This is a genomic window from Chthonobacter rhizosphaerae (assembly GCF_013839525.1).
GTDB lineage: Bacteria > Pseudomonadota > Alphaproteobacteria > Rhizobiales > Pleomorphomonadaceae > Chthonobacter > Chthonobacter rhizosphaerae.
Genome location: NZ_JACDIS010000023.1, coordinates 1 through 21,064, shown reverse-complemented (window position 1 = coordinate 21,064; position 21,064 = coordinate 1). Strand labels below are relative to the sequence as shown.

The following is a 21,064-nucleotide window of genomic DNA, read 5'->3' as shown; positions in this document are numbered from 1 at the left end:
GTCGTCGATGGCCGCGCCCTCGCGCAGGAACTCCGGGTTCGACACCACCGCCACGTCGGCGCGCGGATTGGCCTCGCGGATGATTCGCTCCACCTCGTCGCCGGTGCCGACCGGCACCGTGGATTTGGTCACCACCACGGTGAAGCCCTTCACCGCCGCCGCGATCTCCCGCGCCGCCCCGTGGACGTAGGACAGGTCCGCGTGCCCGTCACCGCGCCGCGACGGCGTGCCGACGGCGATGAACACCACGTCCGCGTCTGCCACCGGCGTCTCCAGCGCCGTCGTGAACGACAGCCGGCCGGCCGCCACGTTCGTCGCCACCAGCTGGTCGAGACCCGGCTCGAAGATGGGGATCTGACCGCCGAGGAGGGCGTCGATCTTGCGCCGGTCCTTGTCGATGCACACGACCGTGTGGCCGAAGTCCGCCAGACAGGCCCCCGACACCAGGCCCACGTACCCCGAGCCGATCATAGCGACTTTCATCTGAGGTCCTTCAGAATTGCAAATTACTACAGAATAACCGTGATAAAAACATAGGAAGCGAGCCGAGCGGGCCAGATGCGTTATGTCTAAGACAGTATCCGGAGTGCGTGCAGCGCACAAATCCGTTTGAAAGCGTATGCTTGGATGTCGCAGTCTGCGGTTATTCGGCCACACCAAGCGGCGTGCGGCCCCGTTGCGGTCGCTGGACCATATCAGCCGATAACGCCTACCTCGCTCGACCCGCCCCGGTCTAAGCGTGTAGCGGCACTGGACTTTCGATAGCCAATCGGCGGGGTTTGACATCGCTGGGTCGCTACTGTGCTTGAGTTAGGCTGATGGTTGAGCAACTGGCGCTTACTCGACGACGAAAGAGGAGCGCTCGCGCCGCCGCGGGCAGCAGCTGAATCGGCAACGCCGTAATCAGAGTGCTAGCTGCCGGATCTAGCGATCGCTACGCCTCAATCTCAAACCCGGACAGAACGTCACTATGGAACGCCCGAGTAGGCACTGCTCGTGCCGTCGTGATCAGGCGCGTGCAAATTTAGCGCGCCATCCTCACTCGTTCCTTGACCCGTGCCCCCTCCCCCGCCGTGCTCGGAATGGGAGGACATGGGCTTGAAGCCGATCCCTTTACTAGTTCCTTCGCCCGTTTCGTGCAGATTGGCGTGGCAGGTACAGGCTTAAGCCGCGCATAGAGCAGTCGCTCATACCCTGCCCGCTCGTTTTGAACTTTGGCCAGGAGCGCCGCAGCGGTCCTGCGCAGGACCGGCGGCGCCGGGGCGTACTGGCCAGCCTCTGGCAAGCTGCCCCGCAGCCACATCTTTGCTGCCTCCTCGACGGCCCACGCGGGCATATCGTCAAGTGCTATTCGGTAACCGGCGATACGGGCCGCAACGATCTCCTCCGACAGACTCTGCGCTGGAAATGCGGCAAGGAGGATCATGAGTGTCTTGCCAATCGACACTGGGTCACGGCCAGCCGCGAGCAGAGACGAGAGCTCCTCCAGCCGCGCCACAATCCACGCCCGGTCGGTCTCGCTCATCTCCTTGCGGAACCACACGCCTTTCCTGATCTCCATGGTCAGAACCAAAGATTGCACCGATGGCGGCGCCGAGCGCGTCATGGCCGGAACGGGCCGTTGGTCGTTCCAGGCTGACCTTTGGGGAGCGTTGGTCATAGCGACCCTCAATGAGACGGAGGAAGCTCTGCGGCTGGAGGAAGAAGTCGAGGTCTGCGACCCATCCCCGGTCGTTTCGACCTGTTAAGCAGGGTGCATCGCGAGCCCGGTTAAGCGCAGCCCGCCACCCTTCAAGCCCGCCAGCGTCTGCCAGCCGAGCTTTCAAGCTGACCTGGCGTGCACGGTTTAGCTTGACTGCTTTTGGCCACCCAACCTGCGCGGCGATGCTGTTGTAGGCGTCGAATGCCGAGGTTAGGACATCTCGATCCGCCGGCAGAAACTCGGCATCCGAACGGAGTGAGGATGCACCTAACTCTGGATCTGGTTCTGGTTTATGCGCGCGATGCTTGAGGGTAGCTACTGCTAAGCCCCTGTTTGGATTGGATGCGGCTGCGTTTTCAGCTCGTTTCTGGCCACCTTTTGAGCCGCTTTCGGCTAGCTTCTGGGATGCTTTCGCGTCGTTTTCGAGCTCGCGCTCAGCCCGTCGGTTTGTGATTGAGCCGTCAACGATCTGGATCTTCCCGAGTGCAACCAAGCGGGCTCGTATGGCCGACCACTTGCGGATGGAGCAGCCGCAGACACCGGCGATATAGCGCGGGTCGTCGGGGATCGGTCGGCCGCGATCGTACATCAGGTCCAGGATGATCGAGTACGCACCTTTCTCCTCAAGCGTGAGGCCGAGCGTTCCGGCGATGAAGTCAGATCCGTAGCGGCGATACCAGGGACGCGAACTCATGGTGCCCTCCCCCGATCGATCAGGCGCACTTCGCTGGAGCCACTCGACTCCGGTTCTGGAACTGGTCGATCACGGATCAGGCAGTCTGAATGGGCGACAGACAAACCCTTCGCTCTACCAGGGTGGATCCCCGGCAGGGTGCGTCGGCTGGAGGAAACCGTCGGGTATTCAGAGCGCATGCTCATTCACCATCCTTTCTTTTAAGGTTCAGTGTTGGACGGGCTGCTAATCAAGTGCTCGATCGCCTCGGATTGACCACTTGCGCTGAATAGGAGCTTCTCCAGCCGAGTGACCCGCGCCTGGAGGTCGGAGAGCCGGTCACCGCTCTTAGGCGGGCTAATCGTGCCTGCGAGCGCACGCGCGCGATCCATAAGGTCCGCAGGGACGTGCCGTCGCTCCCCATACCAGTAAGCTCGAGCTGTGCGACGAGAGATGCCCAACCGACGAGCAACCCGGTTGATCGCGTGAGTGACGAGTTCGCCGGGACAGGCAGGCTCCGCAGCGCGGCGCAGAAGATATGAGAACTCTGAAGCCGTTAGCTCAACGCTACGAGTGCGGGACGAATTTTCCTGCATTTCGGAAAAGCTCCTGCGGCACGATGAATCGGGCCGGAGAGAAAGCAAATGCCGATACCTGTTTGCAACTGGATCCCGCTTGGAACTGCAGTGGCTTCTGTGATCTCTGCTTCGGAAGATCAAATGAAGCCGCCTGGCGCTCGTGCCAGTGCGGATCGTCCACCCGCGCATACGAAATCTAGTTGTCTTCCGGAGAATGAAACCCGAACTGCCAGATGTTGCTGCGGCGCAGTCTGTCAGCAGCAACAAAGCGAATGGCACGACATCCAGTCTGAGGACAGATAAGCTCGTTGAAGTTAGCCAGACCAGGAGCATAGGTCAGACGCCACAATGATCGGGCAGTTTGGCACCTGGTTTCAGGACGCCGAGCAACTGCTATCGACCACCATGGCCGACGTGAGTCAGAAGCATAATGGGCGGTCGCCCATATTTCAATGGGCTATAACCCCCGTGACTTATGCGTGGCTGGTGGGCAGGATCCCACCATGAGCAGCGATAAGTGGCAGCAACGGCTGGACAAAGTCATGCGAGAGAAGGGCTTCACGATGAAGTCACTATCTCTGAGTGCTGGCCTTGGCGAAACATTTGTGCGTGACGCTCTGAAACGAGGCCGAAAGCCCTCGATCGACAACTTTCAGAAGCTGGCAGTCGCGCTGGGAGTCTCTACTGATTACCTCAGCGGTACATTCGACATTGCTGACGCGCGCAGTGACTTATCTGATGAACGCTCCTTTCCTTCCGATGCAAGAAACTCGTTTGTCAGCTTAGATCGGGTGTCGAATCGCAGTCTCGCTCCGGCCGTCCCAGGCGCTCTCCCCGAAATCGATCTACGCGCCAGCAAGAACGGTGAGAACACCAGAACTCTGAAAATCAATGCCGGCGAGGAGTTCATTTCCAATCACCAGATCGTCCAAGAGTGGCTGCTTCCAGAGTCGTTCCTTCGCTCAACACTTGGAACTTCGTCTGATCGTGCGTTTGTGATGGCCGTAGTTGGAGATAGTATGGTTCCAACGTATCGGCCGGGCGATCGTGTCATCGTCGATCCCTCACAGAGTGAGTTTGTGTCCGACGCAGTATATGTGATCAGCGACGGCAATTCTGCGCCACAAATCAAGCGCCTTCAGCGGGTGCTATTTAGCGACCCCGCACAGGTACAGGTCATATCTGACAACGAAGTTCTCACGGCTAATGTAGTAGAACTGAAGCGAGTTAAGATAGTTGGTCGCGTAGTTGGTCACATAGCGCAGACCTAGCACGTAGACCGCGACAAGGGCATCGCTCCAGACCGGGAACGCGGATTGCCGTGGTAATGGGCTTCTGCCCTATATCGTCATTGACATTGGGCTTTTGCCCATCTTAAGATCCTGACGCTGCTCACTCCTGAGACGATGAGGGCTGTCATGCTCACCTATCACGACGAACGGCGCAGCATTCCGGACCTGACCTGGACCGACCAGGAGTTCGAACTGCTCGTTGGATCTCTTTACCTGGGCACCTTCACACTATCGTTGGACCTTGTCGACGCTGGCGGCGAGTGGGTTCCGGCCGCGTCATTCTTCCTCGAGCACAATGAGAATGGGGGCCCTCAGCGCTTCGACTGCCTGACGTTCACGGGTATGCGGTCGCTGTGTCCAGGGCTTCGCGGCGCCATTGAGGACGCAACTTCGACGGAGATCGCCAGGCGCTGGCCTGCCATAGAGGCGTGGGCCCGTGATCAACTGAGGAGTGCGGCGTGATGGCCGACTCCCTCGTCCTTCTCACAATCGGTATCGGCACGCTCGGCCTCGGGTGGGCTACCGCCGCCTGGCTCATCTCTCGGGTCAGGTGATAACCCACAGCCACGTTGCGTTTCACGGCCTTCCGCCCGGGATCTGTTCCATCCAGATCGATGCCACTAGCCCGAGTGGGCAGTCGTCAGCCGGAAGCGCAACGACTGCAACAGCCCGGGTGACGTTGTCCCAAGCGGTGGACAGCGCAGGCGCCCTTTGCACCAGCAGCGCAGCCGACAGCGCGGTCACCTCTCCCCTCCCCTTCCTTTAGCCCGCATCCCGCATGCGGAGCTTACGCGAAAAGGATCTGAGCTCATGAGCGAACTCGCGAATGTGCGTCCTATCCGGAGCAAGGCTTCGGAGCCGCCTGCCTCGGGAGCAGCCACGCTCCTCAACGTCATCGAGCGCGCGGCCGTGAACCCGAAGGCCGACGTCCACAAGTTGGAACTGCTTCTCCAAATGCAGGAGCGCGTCATGGCGCTCAACGCGAAAGCGGCCTTCGCCACGGCCCTTGCCAAGATGCAAACCGAACTGCCGGTCATTCCCGAACACGGTGCAGTCCGAGACATCTTCGGCGTTGTTCAAAGCACGTTCGCCAGATGGGAGGACATAAACGAGGCAATCAAGCCCGTGCTCGCCCGGCACGGCTTCGCTCTTTCCTTCCGCACTGGACAAGAAGGAGACAGGATCACCGTCACGGGCGTCCTCAGCCATCGCGACGGCCACTCCGAGGAAACAACGATGAGCCTGCCGGTGGACATCACCGGCAACAAGACACCCATCCAGGCGGTAGGCTCATCCACCTCCTACGGCAAGCGTTATACCGCATCAGCGCTCCTCAACCTGGTGACCCGCGGAGAGGACGACGACGGAGCTGGGCGCGGGAGCTCACGACCAATCTCGGACGAGCAGCTCCGGACACTTCAGGGCATGGTCGATGCCTACCGCGCCGACGTCACCCGGTTCTGCAGGTTCCTGAAGATTGGCACCCTTGCCGAGCTTCCCGCTGACCGCTTCGAAGCCGCGAAAAAGGCCCTCAAGGATTGGAAGGCGAAGCAGAATGGCTGATGTTATCCAAAGGAGCCCCGAGTGGCACGCCTTGCGCCTTGGCAAGGTCACCGCATCCCGCATCAGCGACATGGTCGCAAAGACGAAATCCGGATGGGGCGCAAGCCGCGCCAACTACGCAGCCGAGCTCGTTGCTGAGCGGCTGACCGGCCGCCCCGCGGAGGCGTTCAGGACAGCTGCAATGCAGTGGGGCACTGACACCGAACCTGACGCCCGTATCGCTTATGAGTGGCACCGCGATGTGACCGTATCTGAGGTCGCGTTTGTGCTGCACCCGAGGATCCCGCAGGCCGGCGCTTCGCCAGACGGGCTTGTCGGTGACAGCGGCCTTGTTGAGATCAAATGCCCGAACACGGCCACGCACATCGAGACGCTGCTCGGGCAAGCGATACCGACCAAATACGTCCTCCAGATGCAATGGCAGATGGCCTGCACCGACCGGCGCTGGTGCGACTTCGTCTCGTTCGATCCGCGCATGCCCGACGCCCTGCAGATCCACGTCCAGCGCATATTTCGGGATGACGAGCAGATTGCCGAGCTGGAACGAGAGACCCGGATCTTTCTCGACGAGGTCGCTGCAACCCTGGACCGACTCAGAAGCACCTATGGGGATGCAGAGGCACTCGACACATTGGCAGTCGGGTGACCCGGAGAACGAGCAGCCGTAATGGCCACGTCGAACCTGCGGCCGCTAGCACGATAGCGCGCCCACGCTCTGGCAGGCCATTCGCGGCATAAGCCCCCCCGATCGGAGGCGAGGCAGTGACCGTCCTTGAGCGCTCCCCCAAGCCCTCGAGCGAGGAACATCAGTCACATTCGCGATTGGCGCACCGCCGGACGAGAGCAACCGCACCCCTTGAGCCGGCGGACGGCCGGATGAACAGAACGGACCGCCACTGGAGGAGCTACCGCATGAGCAGGAGTGTTGAAGAGTGGGTCGGCACGTCCGACGACACGGCCCTCCCACCGCGCGTTCGGATCCGAGTGTTTGAAGCGCATGGAGGCAGATGCGCCATCTGCACCCGCGAAATCGGTCCCGCTGATCAGTGGGTCTGCGATCACCGGATCGCGCTGATCAACGGCGGAGAACACCGCGAACAGAACCTCCAGCCAGTTTGCTGCTGGTGCGATCGCGTCGTGAAAACGCCTGCGGACATCGCCTTGAAAGCGAAGATCGATCGCGTGAAGGCGCGCTACCTAGGCGTCCGGTGTGCCAAGAGCCCGATGTCCGGATCAAGAGCGTCTGGCTGGAAGCGGAAGCTCAGTGGGGAGGTCGTGCCAAGGCGCGTGTAAGCAGGCTCGATAGCGCGCAGCGGCGTTCGCATCAATCCGAAAAGCCTGGCACTTTGAGCCTTCGAAACGACCATTGCCCCTGCCGTAATCGTATTGAGATTAGCAGCTAAACGCCTGCTTCTAGCATCAGTTGCCCCAGTAGTCGCTTTCGCGCTGAAAGCGTTTTCCGCTCGTAAATTGCTAAGGTGTCTAGTTCTCTATTCGCCGCAGTCCGTGCAATCGCGAAACGAACTCTCCAATCTTCCGGTGGTGGTGGCTCTAGTATTGCATCTACAGCCGCCACATCCAGCATATCATTTTCTAAGCCCAACCGTATTCTCGCTTTCAGTTCGCGCGTTATTCTCGGGTAAAAATTCGACGGCTTGTTGTAATGATGGTCAAGAACCTCTGCTCGCCTTGCCCGAATTCTAATCAGCCGTTGCGTCAGCTCAATAGCGCGGAATGCTATGTCTTGGAGATCCTGCCGTTCACTCCCTCTTACAAGCTCTGCAATCAAATCGTTCACAGGCTGGAGATGACCGAGCTTCTCCACCTTTTGCGTAAGCCCATGGCGCGGCAGTCGCCGCGCCGGTTTAGGATCAGAAGAGTCGACGTCTTCTCCGCTCATTGTTCGACAGGCTCCTCGTTGATCGCATCAACGCCCCGGCCTGTCACCTGGGGAATGATGGGTGCTTCAAACTGCAGCTTGACCCTTTCGGCTGCGAGCCTCATCCGATGAGCGACAATTGTCTTGCGTGCCTCGATATCCTTGATCAGCTGATCTCGACGCTTCTCCGCCCTTCCCATATCTCTTTCCAAGTAGCGGGTATTATCATGGGCCCGCTGCATAGCAACGAATGCGATCTTTTCCAAACCAATACCCCTGGCCGTCAGCAAGTTGTTGAGTGTAGCCCGCGCTTTTGCATCTCCGTTGAACGCCTTCTCAGCAACGCTGATGTTGTACTTTTTTCGATTTCCGGACGGATCTTCGTCTCCGTCAGCAGCCAAAATCATGCTGGACGCAATGGCCGGCATGTAAGACCGTATCAGCTCATTGCGGATCCTTCTCGCGCGACAGTATTCCCAAACGTAGTCCAACAAATCTCTCAACCATATCCAGTCGATAACATCCATAGGTTGAGTGTCGGCGATCAGGCTATCCCTGATTTGGCGGTACTCCTCAGCGCTGTCGAGCCCGATAAGGCAATCATCAGCAAAGAGGTACTTGTAGGCTGCAGGTATCTCAACGTCGCAGGCACTCACCAGCTCAATTTGGTCGTTGACTATCATATTGTCTGCCCCATCCATCAGATATCGCGCTGAGCCGTACTATCCACGAATACCGACTAAGAGCAACATGGTTAACGTCGTATGCATATCTATCTGTGGAAATCAAATCCGCCGACATAAACGAGCCTGGGGTCAATTATGTTTCTTTGTGTTTTGCACAGCTACAACAAACGTACATCTGAAGACCGGCGGTAAACCTGATACTTGCATGCGGGTCACTGGTTAAGCAGACCGGTACTTGTAGTTGCAGGTCGGGCTCGGACTGCCTGGTCCGGATGACCACGCCGACTTCATTAAGGCGCCAGCGCCTCAGCTACCGTCGGCTTCCGCGCTTTTCAGGATTCTCAGCCAAACTAGTATCTGCCTTGCGAATAACGACCGCCCGCCGAACTTCGGTTCAGTTGCATCGTCGCGCTTCGAGCCGCCCAGATCCTTTGCGGCCGCCGCGAGCGCGTCAGGTCCGTGCCGGCCTCCGTTTATCCGGCCGGTCCTGTCCACCGCCAGTTCAGTGCCCGTTAAGGCGCCGAAAACTCCGTCGACCCAGGATTACGCCCACACCGCAGACACGGTCTGCGTCATCTGTTGCCGAGCAAGGCCGGCAATCGACGGTTCGCGACAAGCGGGGTAGATCGTGCAGTCCCTCAAACAGGCCGGCGCTCTCAGCCAAATCCAGCTCTCGTCGCTCGGGTCCAGTCCGATCGCATCCCTCGATCTTGCCGCAGCCGCAGGCGGCTTTGTTCTCGTCTACAGCGAAGTCGAGTCCGGCCTGTTCAGTGAGACATGGAGGGTCAAGGCGCAGCTCTTGAGCGCCGACGGGGCTCGTTTCGGCCTGTCAAGAACCGTCTCCGAAAGCGACAATGAGTATGGCGAGCCCAACCCGGTCGTAGCGGGGCTGGCGAACGGGGACTTCGTCGTCACTTGGACGCATGAACAGTCCCTGTTCCCGTCATCAGATTATGATGTGGTCGCTCGCCGCTTCACCGCGACAGGGACCGACCGGGCGCCAATGTCGCCGGTGTCCACGACGACCTATGGCTATCAAGCCGGATCTCAGGTGACCGCACTGTCCGGTGGCGGGTTCGCGGTTGTGTGGGAGGACGAGGCATCCTTCAGCACGTTCGGAATGGACGTGCGAATGCAAATCTATGGCGACAATGGCCAGAAGGTTGGGACGGACATAGTCGTTGATAGCGGTCGCTTCGGGGAGCAGACAGGTGGCCGCTTGGTCCAACTCTCCAGCGGCACGATTGCGGCAGTCTGGAATGACGGTAACGGGCTGGCGCTCCAGATGTTCTCAGTCACAGGCAAACGCATCGGAACCGAGATCATCATCGAACGCGGCATAGAGGCGATTGCCAGCGAGCACCGCGTAACGGCTGTTGGCGATGATCTTGTAGTGACCTGGAAACGCGAGATCTGGTCTCCGTTCGGTTTCGACGTGAGCTATCGGGCGCAGCGCTTCGACAGCGCCGGCCGGCGGATAGGGTCTGAACAGGTGATCGCCACCGGCGATGAAACCGACGTTACGGACGTCGTCGCTCTTTCGGACGGCAGCTACGCGGCGCTCTACAAGCATTACCGGGAAACGGTCAGCGGAGGCGAATTCCGAACCTCCGTACAGGTGTTCAATCAAGCTGGCACCATGGCAGCGGACCGGATCGAGGTAGCGGTCGGGAGTGAGCCTAGCCTGACGGCTATCACTGCCGCCGGAAGCAACAGCCTCATCGTTGCGTGGGAATCCGATCCTGGCGTCATCAGCACGCAAAAGCTGCAGATCCGGACATCCGACGATATCACGACAAGAGTGTCCCAAGCGGTCTCGTCAGGAACTGGCGGCTCTGACAGCCTCATCGGCACAGCGCTCAACAATGATCTGTCGGGCCTGGCAGGACATGACATCCTGGAAGGCGGCCTCGGCAACGACCGCCTCATGGGCGGAGCCGGATCTGACCTTTTGGTCGGCGGAGCAGGTCAGGATGAAGCTGTCTACTGGCAGGCGACGGCCGGCGTCGTTGCCGACTTGACCGACTTTGCCCTTAACACAGGCGAGGCGGCTGGCGACCGCTACGTTTCGATTGAACGCCTCGGCGGCTCAAATCATAGAGACAGTTTGCGCGGGGATGCGGCAGCCAATGTACTGTCAGGTCACTCCGGCAATGACGATCTTTTCGGCCGCGGCGGCGCTGATCGCCTGGACGGGGGCGTGGGCAACGATACTCTGGTCGGCGGCGACGGTGCTGACCACCTGATCGGAGGCAGCGGTACAGACACTGCTTCCTATGCTGGAGCCTCAAAGGCAGTCACAGCGAACCTCGGCAAATCGTCCCTGAACACAAACGAAGCCAAAGGCGACGTCTACGCGGGCGTGGAGAATCTGCTAGGCAGCAGCCACTCAGACACGCTGACTGGGGACGCTGGATCGAATTGGCTCTACGGCGGGGGTGGCAATGACACCATGTCGGGCGGCTCCGGTAACGACAGGCTCGTCGGCGGCGCCGGTCGCGACAAGCTTGCAGGAGGATCCGGACGGGACGCGTTCGTGTTCGATACGAAGCTTGCAAGCAGCAACATCGACCGGATCACCGACTTCTCGGTCAAAGAAGACGCGCTTTGGCTTGACGACGATGTGTTCAAGAACATCGGAAAGGTAGCTGGCCTTGCTCCAGCAGCCTTCCACGTCGGCACGAAGGCGCATGATCGCACTGATCGCGTCATCTACAACAAGACGACAGGCGGGCTCTATTTCGATCCTGACGGAACCGGCTCTGCAAAGGCTATCCTCTTTGCCGAACTTGGTGCTGGGCTCGCCCTCTCGGCGAAGAATATCGCCGTGACGGCGTAGTTGGCACGACACCCCCTTGGCTGAAAGGAGCGAGTGGGTAGCACACCTGAGTCTAAATGCCTGAAACTGCAGGTGCTCCTATCAGGCAGCATCTCCCTCGTCCGCCATCGCACTGTCGTGCAGGCCGGCGGCACAGCTATAACCAAGGGACGCCGCAAAATCGCACAGCTCCCGTTCCTAAACCCGAGCCGGCTACCAGATCGAGAGCTCGGTCGCGTAATCAGCCCTGCCGTTTTTGCGCGTTGAGTTTAAGTAGACGGGATTGGGGACAGAATCTGATCGTCTGCACCGGTTGCAAACATCAGGTGCCGTCTCGCGGCACGTCACTCACAGCCGATCATTAGAAAGCAAGTATGTTGGATTGCCTTCACTGCTCTCCGCGTAGTATTGGCGGGTAATCAGAAAAGCGTTGCAGGCGCAATCTTCTTTGCCACCACTAGTATTTTTAGCCTCGGCAGGCGCATTAAGAAACTGCCTCCATTCCTCTTTTCTGGTTGCGACATAGTCCGCTCTGTTCATGCCGATTTGCCAAAAAGCATCAAGAAAACTGATTTGCTCGGCAGTTGTTGGAGCGTAGTAGAAAAGCTCGAAGAGCCAAAAACGATAGACGCCTGCTATACCTGCCCATTTATCGAGCTCACGGCACACTCCGTATCGAGTACGCGCATCCCTTGTTCCTCTACCGGGTCGGATCAGAATGCCGCAATCGGAATCAAAGACCCACTTTGGCGCGAGAAGCCGTTTGATCCGATCCGCCCCTAAGCTGATACCTCCTGTCCGCCAGATCCGTTCGGGTGCACTTTCGGCAACGCACACGTTGGCACAGCGGACCGGAGCCAAGCTGCCAAAGGACGCGCATGCTGACTTTGAGATGCTGGTCGGATCACAAGCCGCCGGCCGGCGAGCATTGTCGGCTAGCATGCAACAAACCTCGCAAAATACGAAGCCAGTATTCCTTCACAATCGACAGAATTACGAACGAGTAGCAGGATAGCAACGATATTCGGCAGCTAACTACAATTGCAACATAATGCCTTACGACGGAGGTGGAGTCCAGCTTGGTGGCGCGATGCCAAGCTCCAAAACCTGGATATGGTTGCGGGGTCGCAAGTTCTCGACTCTATAGCTCGTAACGCCGACTTTGGGAATGATCAACTCAAATGAACGCGCGCAACGATGACAGCAGCCGTACAATTTCCGCCTGGCGGTTCACCCCCAGCTTCAGGTAAATGGCTTTTATTGTCGTGCGGACCGTATTGACCGAAACGCCTAACTCTGTCGCAATCTCCGTTGCAGCCTTAGCATCACCAAGCATTCTGGCAATTCTTGCCTGAGTGCGAGTTAACCCCATGCTGCGGAAAACATGATCGCCATTATCTGCACTGGCAATATCTCCGCCTGATATTAGAAGCAAAACGGCGTCGCTCGCGCGTTCCGTGCCGGGAATGCGGTCTATGTGCCGCCCAGTAAGCGGCATTGCGCGTACAACGAGCGTCGGATGGCGACCAGAACGGCGAAGCACGATCACGTCCGAAGCCGCCGGCTGCACTTCTCCAGCTGCAACCGAAGCGATGAGACGCTCTAAGGCGCGTTGCTGCTCGTGCAGGTCAACGTGCAGTCGGTTCTGTCTAAGTCCCACACCGTTGCCCAGAAGCGCGTACAGGTATGCATTGGCTGAAATAACGAAGCCGTCGCGCCGAACAACTGCAGCGGCACATGAGAACCGTCCGATTCCCTCCAGCAATGCACCTTGAGTGGCTTCAAGCCTGGATACCAGGGAGCCCATCGATGCCGCGCGAGTGATATGCAGCGACAATTGCGAAAAGATGCGCTTTTCAGAGCCGCGGACTTCAGCGCCCGGCGGTAGCTGAACACCAATGGCAATTTTGGACCTTTCTGTCGGCGAGGAAACGATTCCAATAGCTCCGCCGATGCCCTGTTTGGCTAGGAACTCGTTGTAATACACTCCCCGACTGATCACATCCTCTTCCAAAACGTCTCGATCATGGAAGATGCCATTCTTCAGGTTGACAACATACGGCGAGCGGACAAGCGGATCATACTGCCACCAGAATGACCGATAATCTTCTGCAGGTTCGGAAAGGTCATCCGAAACGTAGACGAGTGACTGGAGGGAACTCAGTGAGTGAAGAACCGTTCCAACTCCACCAAAGCAGCGTGAGAAATTGTGTAGGGCGGCCGGCCAGAGGCTCTCATCTGTGGCGGCATCGTAGATGTCGTTTATCAATAGCGCGATTTTCTCACCATCGACCATTCTTCCACCCTTGCCTATTCCGTTCGTGAGACGGCAATATTATCACTTGAGCAACGCACCTAAGCGAATACCCCACCGTTTGACATAATGAGATACACTGCTTGCGTGTTAAGCACACTTATCAGTAGCAAACAGTCCCAAGCAATCAGATCAGCTGCTCTGCCAGCGGCTTAAGTCTACATAGAACCTTGTCTGGTCATATACGCGATTCGACGCACATTGCTGCACGGACCGAGCTGTCCTTAGACCTCCCGCCAATTAGATGGTGTAGGACCGGCACAACCCTGATGGGGGCGGTCGGCAGTGACTGCACCCGCGAGCGCTTATCGCCTTCATCCGCCTGAACTCTTCAACCTGCCTTGTCGCCTGACGTTCGACAGAGGCGGGCCGATCCCGGCAGTAAGAACATGCAACGCTGAAATCCGAACGGCACCTCGTACGCCGCCTACTTGACGCGCGCGCTGACTTGATGTCACTCTTCGTGGCATGAAAAGCACCGGCACACGATCCTACCGCAGCCCCTTACGTCAATCTCAAGCGGAAGAGACCCGCAGCCGTATCCTGGCCGCAGTAGGTGCCGCTATGGCGGAAAGTGGGACGGGTGAGGTGTCATTCGACCGTCTCGCAGTTCTAGCCGGCGTCGAGCGGAGGACCGTGTTTCGGCACTTTCCCAACAAGGAAACGCTGCTGGAAGCATACTGGACGTGGCTGGATGTCCGCGTGGCTGACCGCACGATGCCACAAACGCCCGACGACTTTTGCCGGCTGCCGCCGGAAGCGTTCGCCGGCTTTGATGCTGCGGAAGTAATCATCCGGGCAAGTCTGCACACCAAATCGGGGCGGGACATGCGGCTTGCCCAGTTAGACCGGCGCCGAGCAGCCTTCCATGCCGCTCTCGCTCCTGCTCTTCAGGGCGCCAGCCCTGAGGACGCTGCTAAGGCCGAGGCCATCGTTCACGCGCTCTACTCCGCGGCCACCTGGGAGACGTTACGAGACTACTGCGGCCTCGACGGTCGTGCCGCTGGCGAGGTTGTCGCCTGGGCCATTGGCCGGCTGCTCGACGGGCTCGCCCAAAACTCGTCTCCCACGACAATCCCAACATCTGTTAGCAAGAAGGACTGACACCATGATCCATGCGGTTCAAATTACCCGCCGCGAAGAGGCTCCCGCGGTCTGGGTCGTTCGCGACCAAGTCCGCTTCATGGGCCGCCTTGAAGGAACTGACCTGACGGTACTGGAGGTTGAAGTACCACCTGGCGCCGGTACTCCGCCCCACCGGCATTCCTCGCCGGAGATTTTCCGCATCTTGTCGGGAGAGGTGACCTTCGGCCTATTCGAGGATGGGCCGCCGCGGCAGGTCCAGGCCGGGCCGGGAACAGTGGTTACCGTACCGTCAGGCGTGGCGCACAACTACACCAATAGCGGCGACAGTCAGGCTAGCATGGTTGTGGTGCTGGAAACCTCTATGGAGGCCTTCTTTCGTGACCTCGGCCGCTCCGAGACGCCGCCGGCTGGCCCTCCGTCTGAAGACGAGATTGCTGCTGTGATCGCCGCTTGCGACCGACATGCCGTAGAGATGGTGACCTGACGGAATAAGGCCGTAAGCTCGCACCCGTCGCTTCCCCGACCACAGGGCCGCATACCCTCGTCGCGAACGGTACGCTTGCGAGCTTCGTCAGGCTTGGCGGGCTGTGTGTGAGTGTACCCCCCTGTTGACCCCAAAGCTACCGCCCGGGCATCACCTCTCCGCGGTGCCGTTATCGAATGGCTTCACTTTACCAGGACGTGCTGAGGGCGGCTCCGCGTTCGGAGCTGTACCTCCGCCCAACACGAAACCCGCTCTGCTACCCACTGATAGCTCACCGATCAGAGGGGAGCTTCTGCATGGCAGGAAACTCCAATAAGCTGGAGAAGACCGTGGATCGGCCGCACACCGCCGGCTTGCCTCGCAAGCGCTGAAATTGAGTGTAACCAAGCATTTAGCCGGACCAGGTACTGTCGCCCGATTGGAGGGCTTCCTATGCAGTACCCAGTTCCGAACAACGAGGAGCAGCGCCTAAAGGTCCTTCGTGGGCTAGGGGTTCTATACACCTCTCGAAACGCTGCGTTCGACGCGCTCTGCCGAGAGGCTGCAAATCGCTTCGATTGTCCAATCGCACTAATCACCCTCGTCGATCAGGACTATCAGTGGTTCAAGGCCGTGTGTGGGCTGGATGTGTGTGGCACGCCTCGTGAACACGCATTCTGCACACATGCGATCCTCAGTGATCAGGTCATGGTTGTCCCTGATGCCAGGAGCGACGCACGTTTCAGGAGCAACCCTCTTGTCACCGATCCGCCCAACATCGTGTTCTACGCTGGCGCTCCCCTGCTGTACGGTGACGGAATAAGGCTCGGAACGTTGTGCGTCATCGACCATAAGCCGCGAACAATGAGTGCTGAGGACGTCTACGCTCTTGGGGAGATAGCGGACCGTGTGTCCGGAGAGCTCTGGGCGCTCGCGTTCGCGCAAGAGGAGGTCGCTTGATGCCCGGTTCGGCCGAAAGCATCAGCGCGCTTGTCGTAGAGCGTCAGACAGCGCTTGCAGAAGTCATCAATAGGGTGGCGTTGAAAGCTGGTATTTGCGCGGTCACTGTTGCCCGGACGGGTCTCTCCGCTACCGAGTTGAGCGCAGCACAGGCTTTCGATCTATGTCTGGTGGACATTCACGAGTGGGCACGGGCGCGGAACGACTTTGTGGAGCAACTGCGAATGCAGCGTGGCAAGGGGGCCGTCCTGGGCTTAATGGCCTCTGCTATTGAGCGAAATGTCACGATCGTTGCCCGCGATGACATTTGGGATTTCGTGGTGGTGAAACCGTTCACCCCTGACACACTCAGGTACAAGCTGCTCGGGTGTGGCATGAACTTGCCATCCAAACCCCTGGGACTCACCCGGACAGCACCGAGCTTGCCGCCAACCCAAGAGGTTGTGCAGGTGGTTGAGTTATAACGGCGCAACATCAAGCCATAGCCACGGCGTGAGACATCTTTCTGGCATTCGAGCCATGGCGCTGACCAGCCCTCCCCCACTCTAGTCCCGCGCGCAGCCAGCGCCCTCTCAAGCCTCTGAGAACCACCATTGCTGTTCCGTGGCCTTCAGTGCCACTCCCGTCTCTTCAAGCGCACGGACCAGAGAAGCTAGGTCGGCCAGAGAACGGGTAAGGTGCCAGCCCCTGTAATCACCAGTTGTTACTAGGACAGAGAAACCGCGTCCCACGGTGGCTGTCCCGGAGTTCTCGTCTAAACGAGAATACTGGAGCATCCAGCCGACTTCAGGGCAGCCTTGGATGGAGCAATCCTGGTCGTCTAGCAAACCCAGCGTAGCCGATGAACGTCATAGGCCAGCACCCCTGTTTCGATAAGGGTCTAGACATTCTGCCCACGCGGTCTCTGAGCCAAGCCACCCGTTCGAGACGCCCATAGTATCTCACGAGACCGCCGCGCAAAGGTATGCGCGAAGGAGGCGAGGCTAACCGGAGTAAGCCCACCGGCGAGTTAGCATCGCGACTTCGGTGCCACACGCGCTTCTGATGCGGATCGTGATGGCAAGGCTGCCTGGGAACTCACTCCGGTCTAAGTCGGCCAGCTCACGTTCTGCAGCTTCCTGTGCAACTTCAAGGGTGTCCACCTTCGTCCCGATCAAATCCGTCTCCCAGCCGCCAGCATCAAGTCGGACGTCGAAAAAGTAGCGTGCCATTGCAGCCAGTCTGAGTAGGAGAAGTGCACTTGTGAAGACTGCCATCGATCGCTGGCGCTGACAAGCGTTGTCAGGCTTGTTCCCTGTCCGGTTCCTCCGAAACTGCGCCAATGTAAGTGGAGCACGAACGAGGAACTTAGGTCCGCCGAGTACCGCCTGCCGACACGCTTTCTGCGGTAGGATTGTGGAGCGTTGATAACAGCATACGGCTGAGGGTCCTGGCTACAGGGAGCACTCGGGCATTAGCACATTTGGGGAGGCCTGTTAGACCGGCACACCACCCGCCTAAACTGCCCCACCGGCCTACGCGGCAGTCCTCATCGCGTTGTAATGATCTCTTCCGATACGCGAGAATAGCTTTGACCGACGTCCTGCCCCAGCTTCAATGAAGCTACAACGAGGCCCGCGACAATCAGCGCGGCTGCAAAGCCGTACTCGGTCTGGACTGAGCCGCTCCTATTGCAGAGCAATCGCGAGAAGATGCGCTTCATGGAAATTCCAGGGTTGGTTCGGTGCCCTTCTGAAGTAACCGCAAGATCTTTCCCAGTCGCTAAGAGGCTGAATGAAGAAAACCTTAAGCCGCCGAAAGCGATTATCCGGTTGAACACGTAGAACGTAGAACCGTAACAAGACAGTAAGCAACGCCGAGTAAGAATGCACCCCAGTTGCTCAGGAGTGCACTATGACACTTATTTATCTCGCCAGCCTTGCTGCCCTGCTTGGCCTGTCTCTCACCAAAAGCTATCACGCCCTACCAGGTGGACGAGATGCTGATGATGACGGGCGGCCTTGAGGTTGCAGAGCCGCCTTTCTCCAATGAAGCTCGCTGTCGCTAAAAACATGACGCAAAGCTCGTTTAGAAGATGACCTGTCAAACGGCTTTGGAATACGGATGGCTTGCTCAAGCTCGTCCGGTACGTCCACGAGCGCCGTTGTGGTGATTACAGGCACTCCACGATTGATAAGAGCGTGTGCTATGTGAGCACATGATCCATCACGCAAACGCAGATCGAGGATTGCAACGTCACAAGCAATCCGTTCTGGTTTGGACCGAACCTCAACGTTGGAGCGCCGGAGGTTGAAGTTTCCGGCCTTCTTCAAGGTGGTGGGCTGGCTGTGCCACCGGGGTTCTGCAACGATATCGGGACCTTTTTCCCGATCGCCTCGTGCGGGCGGTCGTCGTCGTTGTCGAGGCGCCAAGCCTCGATGATCCTCCGGGCCGCCGACAAGCCCTGGAAGAGATTCTCGTTGAGGCATTCGTCGCGGAACCGGCCGTTGAGGCTCTCGACGTAGGCATTCTGAATCGGCTTCCCCGGCGCGATATAGTGCCATTCGACGCCGTGGTCCTGCTGCCGGGCGAGAACGGCGTGCGACGTCAGTTCGGTGCCATTGTCGCTCACCACCATCAGCGGCTTGCCTCAGGCGTCGATGAGACGGTCGAGTTCGCGGGCGACCCGACGACCGGACAGCGAGCTGTCGACTACGAGCGCCAGGCACTCCCGCGTGAAGTCGTCGACCACCACCAGGACACGGAAGCTTCTCCCGTCGGCAAGGACGTTGGAGACGAAGTCCAGGCTCCAGCGCTGGTTCGGTCCTCGCGGCAGCGCCATCGGAGCCCTCGTCCCCAGCGCCTGCTTGCGACCGCCGCGCCGAGCAGTCAAACTGTTACGTGACTAGAATTACAATGACCCCGGCAGCGACAAAGAAGGTGAAGCCCGAGCCGATGAGCGCCATTGTGAAGTCGCGGCCTTTGGGGACTTCGATGTCGGTCGCCAATAAGCCTGTAATTGACACCTCGTGCGTCACTTCGGTCGAATTGGAATGGATCTCGCCAGCGTTAATCGCAATCTCAGTTTTCGCCACTGCAGTCATTTGATGCCCTCCTACGGACACCATCAACCGTCACGCTTAAGCATTGGTTATTGTTCGCATTGAGCATTCTGTACTGGTAATCGAGTGGTGGATGCGAGTACCCGATTTTTGAGATCGTACTTTGGAAGGCGACCGACGACAAGCGGTCGCCGGGCCTACTCAGCCGCTAAGCTGGTGCTACGCTTCCCTACTCTGAAAGAGCGGGAGAAGGCGGCATTCCGCAGCGAGGGACGAGATCGCTGCCGCCTTCTCCCAGTTGCGCAGGGGGGAGTCATTGATATGCGCCTGTTTCGAACGCCGACAGCGGCCCAGTGTTCCATGTTCTGAAGATCTCATTTTCACAACGAGTGAAGATCCGGCTCTATGTATGTTCACTCTGCTTTTTTTCGACACGTATAGAGTATTTGACATAGGTTAGTGCCGCAGTCTCAGCTCGGATCCTGCTCCGTGAGATGCCTCACGCCTGAAACAGATGCTTTCCACTGCTGAAGTGCTACCTATCCTTGGACCGCCCGGCAGGGCTATCAATGGAGTGTGTCGATCAGGGCGTGCCGTATGCCGCTAACCGATACAGAAGTGTGATCGGGGGCTTGTGGCCGATTGCGCTGCGCGAGCGTTCCTCGTTGTAGTGCGGCGCGGATCCTCCATCTTCGGCGGACGTCTTCAACCGAGATGAACCAGAGCTTGTTTAGGCACTCCGCCTAAAACCTGCCGTTCCGCCCTTCAGTGAACCCGTTGTCCGTCGGCTTGACCGGCCGGGAGAAGTCAAGCTCCACGCCGCGCTGGTAGGCCCAAAGGTCGAGGTCGCGCGACACGAACTCGGTACCCTGGTCGACCCGGATCGTCTTCGGCAGCTGATGCCCCCAACCGATCCGCTCGAACACGGCCACGACGTTCTCGGCCTTGAAGCCGAACCGGGCATCGACATGCGCGAGAAGCGCGTGTGGGTGTCGACAATGGTCAGGATCCAGATCTTGCGGCCGGTGGCGAGCTGGTCATAAACGGAGCCGAAGGCGGGCGCGCAGCGACCAATTTCATGGCCCAAGCCTCGTTCGCCGCCATGGCCGGACCACGGACTTCGCGCAGCTTCGCCTTGCCCGCTGCTTCGGTATCTTGTTCCGGAGCTGCAAACCCAACACCCCGGAGAGTCTGTAGGTTCATTTGACAATGACGATCCACCCCTCGCGCTGGAGAAGCACGTGCACGCGCCTATAGCCGTAGCGCACACGCGACTCTGTGATCTCCCGAGTGCGCTTGATGAGAGCGGCCTGCGAGCGACGCTCCCTCGTAGGGTTAAGTCGACGTCTCGGTACCGAGTACGCTGCAGGCTCGTCGGAAATCTTTCAGGTATCGCGAACTTCAACCACCAACCGGCGTCGCCGCGCAGGCTTTGAGCCTTTCCAAAAGCACGCCCTGGCCCTGGAGCATGGCCTTGTCGACTGAGAGGTCCGCGACAAGCGTTTTCAGCTTGCCATTCTGCTTCTCGAGCTGGCGAAGCCGCTTCACCTCCTAAAGCATCATCCCGCCGTAGCGCTTGCGCCAGGCGTTAGAGAAGTCGCCTCCGAGATCCCGGCCTTGCGGCACACCTCGGCGACTGGCGTGATCCTCCGCGTGGCGCAGAATGAAGGCGATCTGTGCATCCGTGAATTTCGACTTCTTCGTCGTCCGTCTCCGTCTCGCGGCCCTATCCTAGATTGGGATTTTCCAGCTCAGACCGGTCCAGGAGACGGGTAGCAGGTCAGTCGCATTGATATCGGCCAACCGAATCTGAGCGCTTGCCAAAAAGAAAGAGGCCCAGCACAGGGCCGGGCCTCTTCCCACCAGTTCCCTTGGAGGGGGACTGTTATTACCAGGTACGGGACAGCTGCAGGACGCCCTGCAGGGAGTCTTCGTCGTCGATCTCGGCGTAGGACACTTCACCGGTGAGCACGAGGCCCGAGGTGACGGTGTAGTCCACACCGACGTTG

At 59.0% G+C, this 21,064-nt stretch carries 18 protein-coding genes and 3 pseudogenes; 10 read left to right on the top strand and 11 right to left on the bottom strand.

Features of this window, described 5'->3' with window-relative positions:
* Together HND91_RS22090 and HND91_RS22085 are read right to left on the bottom strand one after the other, a co-directional pair.
* Window positions 1–483 (bottom strand): annotated as a pseudogene (locus HND91_RS22090) (UDP-glucose/GDP-mannose dehydrogenase family protein); the annotation flags it as partial.
* A 968-nt stretch (window positions 484–1,451) separates the two neighbouring features.
* Complete coding sequence (locus HND91_RS22085) at window positions 1,452–2,396, bottom strand: YdaU family protein (RefSeq protein WP_181708780.1); 945 nt, start codon at window positions 2,394–2,396, stop codon at window positions 1,452–1,454.
* A 1,060-nt stretch (window positions 2,397–3,456) separates the two neighbouring features.
* Between HND91_RS22085 and HND91_RS22080 the strand changes: the two genes are divergently transcribed.
* The 5 genes from HND91_RS22080 to HND91_RS22060 all read left to right on the top strand — a co-directional run bounded on the left by HND91_RS22080 (window position 3,457) and on the right by HND91_RS22060 (window position 7,101).
* Window positions 3,457–4,224 carry a LexA family transcriptional regulator gene (locus HND91_RS22080; protein WP_181708779.1) on the top strand — a complete coding sequence of 256 codons (768 nt, stop codon included), beginning with the start codon at window positions 3,457–3,459 and terminating at the stop codon, window positions 4,222–4,224.
* 147 nt (window positions 4,225–4,371) lie between these two features.
* A complete protein-coding gene (locus HND91_RS22075) occupies window positions 4,372–4,707 on the top strand; it encodes a hypothetical protein (protein WP_181708778.1) in 336 nt (111 codons plus the stop codon).
* Window positions 4,708–5,055: 348 nt separating this feature from the next.
* Complete coding sequence (locus tag HND91_RS22070; RefSeq protein WP_181708777.1) at window positions 5,056–5,808, top strand: ERF family protein; 753 nt, start codon at window positions 5,056–5,058, stop codon at window positions 5,806–5,808.
* On the top strand, window positions 5,801–6,454 hold the full coding sequence (locus HND91_RS22065) for a lambda exonuclease family protein (protein ID WP_181708776.1): 654 nt from the start codon (window positions 5,801–5,803) through the stop codon (window positions 6,452–6,454). The genes HND91_RS22070 and HND91_RS22065 overlap by 8 nt, the downstream gene beginning before the upstream one ends.
* A 230-nt stretch (window positions 6,455–6,684) precedes the next feature.
* Complete coding sequence (locus tag HND91_RS22060; protein ID WP_343057462.1) at window positions 6,685–7,101, top strand: HNH endonuclease; 417 nt, start codon at window positions 6,685–6,687, stop codon at window positions 7,099–7,101.
* A gap of 106 nt (window positions 7,102–7,207) precedes the next feature.
* On the opposite strand, the gene HND91_RS22055 is transcribed toward HND91_RS22060, so the two are convergent.
* Complete coding sequence (locus tag HND91_RS22055; RefSeq protein ID WP_181708774.1) at window positions 7,208–7,708, bottom strand: hypothetical protein; 501 nt, start codon at window positions 7,706–7,708, stop codon at window positions 7,208–7,210.
* Window positions 7,705–8,388: a hypothetical protein gene (locus tag HND91_RS22050; protein WP_181708773.1), complete on the bottom strand. Its 684-nt coding sequence runs from the start codon at window positions 8,386–8,388 to the stop codon at window positions 7,705–7,707. The genes HND91_RS22055 and HND91_RS22050 overlap by 4 nt, the downstream gene beginning before the upstream one ends.
* A gap of 613 nt (window positions 8,389–9,001) precedes the next feature.
* Here HND91_RS22050 and HND91_RS23290 point away from each other — a divergent pair.
* Window positions 9,002–11,212, top strand: a complete 2,211-nt coding sequence (locus tag HND91_RS23290) for a calcium-binding protein (protein ID WP_181708772.1) — start codon at window positions 9,002–9,004, stop codon at window positions 11,210–11,212.
* Window positions 11,213–11,539: 327 nt separating this feature from the next.
* Here HND91_RS23290 and HND91_RS22040 read toward each other — a convergent pair whose 3' ends face one another.
* Together HND91_RS22040 and HND91_RS22035 are read right to left on the bottom strand one after the other, a co-directional pair.
* Window positions 11,540–12,133 carry a hypothetical protein gene (locus HND91_RS22040; RefSeq protein ID WP_181708771.1) on the bottom strand — a complete coding sequence of 198 codons (594 nt, stop codon included), beginning with the start codon at window positions 12,131–12,133 and terminating at the stop codon, window positions 11,540–11,542.
* 235 nt (window positions 12,134–12,368) lie between these two features.
* Window positions 12,369–13,487: a helix-turn-helix transcriptional regulator gene (locus tag HND91_RS22035; RefSeq protein WP_181708770.1), complete on the bottom strand. Its 1,119-nt coding sequence runs from the start codon at window positions 13,485–13,487 to the stop codon at window positions 12,369–12,371.
* A gap of 486 nt (window positions 13,488–13,973) precedes the next feature.
* On the opposite strand from HND91_RS22035, the gene HND91_RS22030 reads away from it, so the two are divergent.
* From HND91_RS22030 to HND91_RS22015, 4 genes are all read left to right on the top strand, one after another.
* On the top strand, window positions 13,974–14,609 hold the full coding sequence (locus tag HND91_RS22030; protein ID WP_181708769.1) for a TetR/AcrR family transcriptional regulator: 636 nt from the start codon (window positions 13,974–13,976) through the stop codon (window positions 14,607–14,609).
* A 4-nt stretch (window positions 14,610–14,613) separates the two neighbouring features.
* Window positions 14,614–15,075, top strand: a complete 462-nt coding sequence (locus HND91_RS22025; protein WP_181708768.1) for a cupin domain-containing protein — start codon at window positions 14,614–14,616, stop codon at window positions 15,073–15,075.
* Between the two features lie 432 nt (window positions 15,076–15,507).
* A complete protein-coding gene (locus HND91_RS22020) occupies window positions 15,508–16,014 on the top strand; it encodes a GAF domain-containing protein (RefSeq protein WP_181708767.1) in 507 nt (168 codons plus the stop codon).
* A complete protein-coding gene (locus HND91_RS22015; RefSeq protein ID WP_181708766.1) occupies window positions 16,014–16,478 on the top strand; it encodes a response regulator in 465 nt (154 codons plus the stop codon). The genes HND91_RS22020 and HND91_RS22015 overlap by 1 nt, the downstream gene beginning before the upstream one ends.
* Before the next feature lie 519 nt (window positions 16,479–16,997).
* Here HND91_RS22015 and HND91_RS23400 read toward each other — a convergent pair.
* The 5 genes and pseudogenes from HND91_RS23400 to HND91_RS21995 form a co-directional block, all read right to left on the bottom strand.
* Window positions 16,998–17,225: a DUF6894 family protein gene (locus HND91_RS23400; RefSeq protein ID WP_425485521.1), complete on the bottom strand. Its 228-nt coding sequence runs from the start codon at window positions 17,223–17,225 to the stop codon at window positions 16,998–17,000.
* Window positions 17,226–17,542: 317 nt separating this feature from the next.
* Window positions 17,543–17,716 (bottom strand): Flp family type IVb pilin, encoded by a 174-nt coding sequence (locus HND91_RS22010; RefSeq protein WP_181708765.1) that lies wholly within the window; start codon window positions 17,714–17,716, stop codon window positions 17,543–17,545.
* Between the two features lie 606 nt (window positions 17,717–18,322).
* A pseudogene (locus tag HND91_RS22005) lies at window positions 18,323–18,877 on the bottom strand (integrase core domain-containing protein); the annotation flags it as partial.
* 13 nt (window positions 18,878–18,890) lie between these two features.
* A complete protein-coding gene (locus HND91_RS22000; RefSeq protein ID WP_181708764.1) occupies window positions 18,891–19,097 on the bottom strand; it encodes a hypothetical protein in 207 nt (68 codons plus the stop codon).
* A gap of 541 nt (window positions 19,098–19,638) precedes the next feature.
* Window positions 19,639–20,729, bottom strand: a pseudogene (locus tag HND91_RS21995) (IS3 family transposase).
* Window positions 20,730–21,064 lie beyond the last annotated feature (335 nt).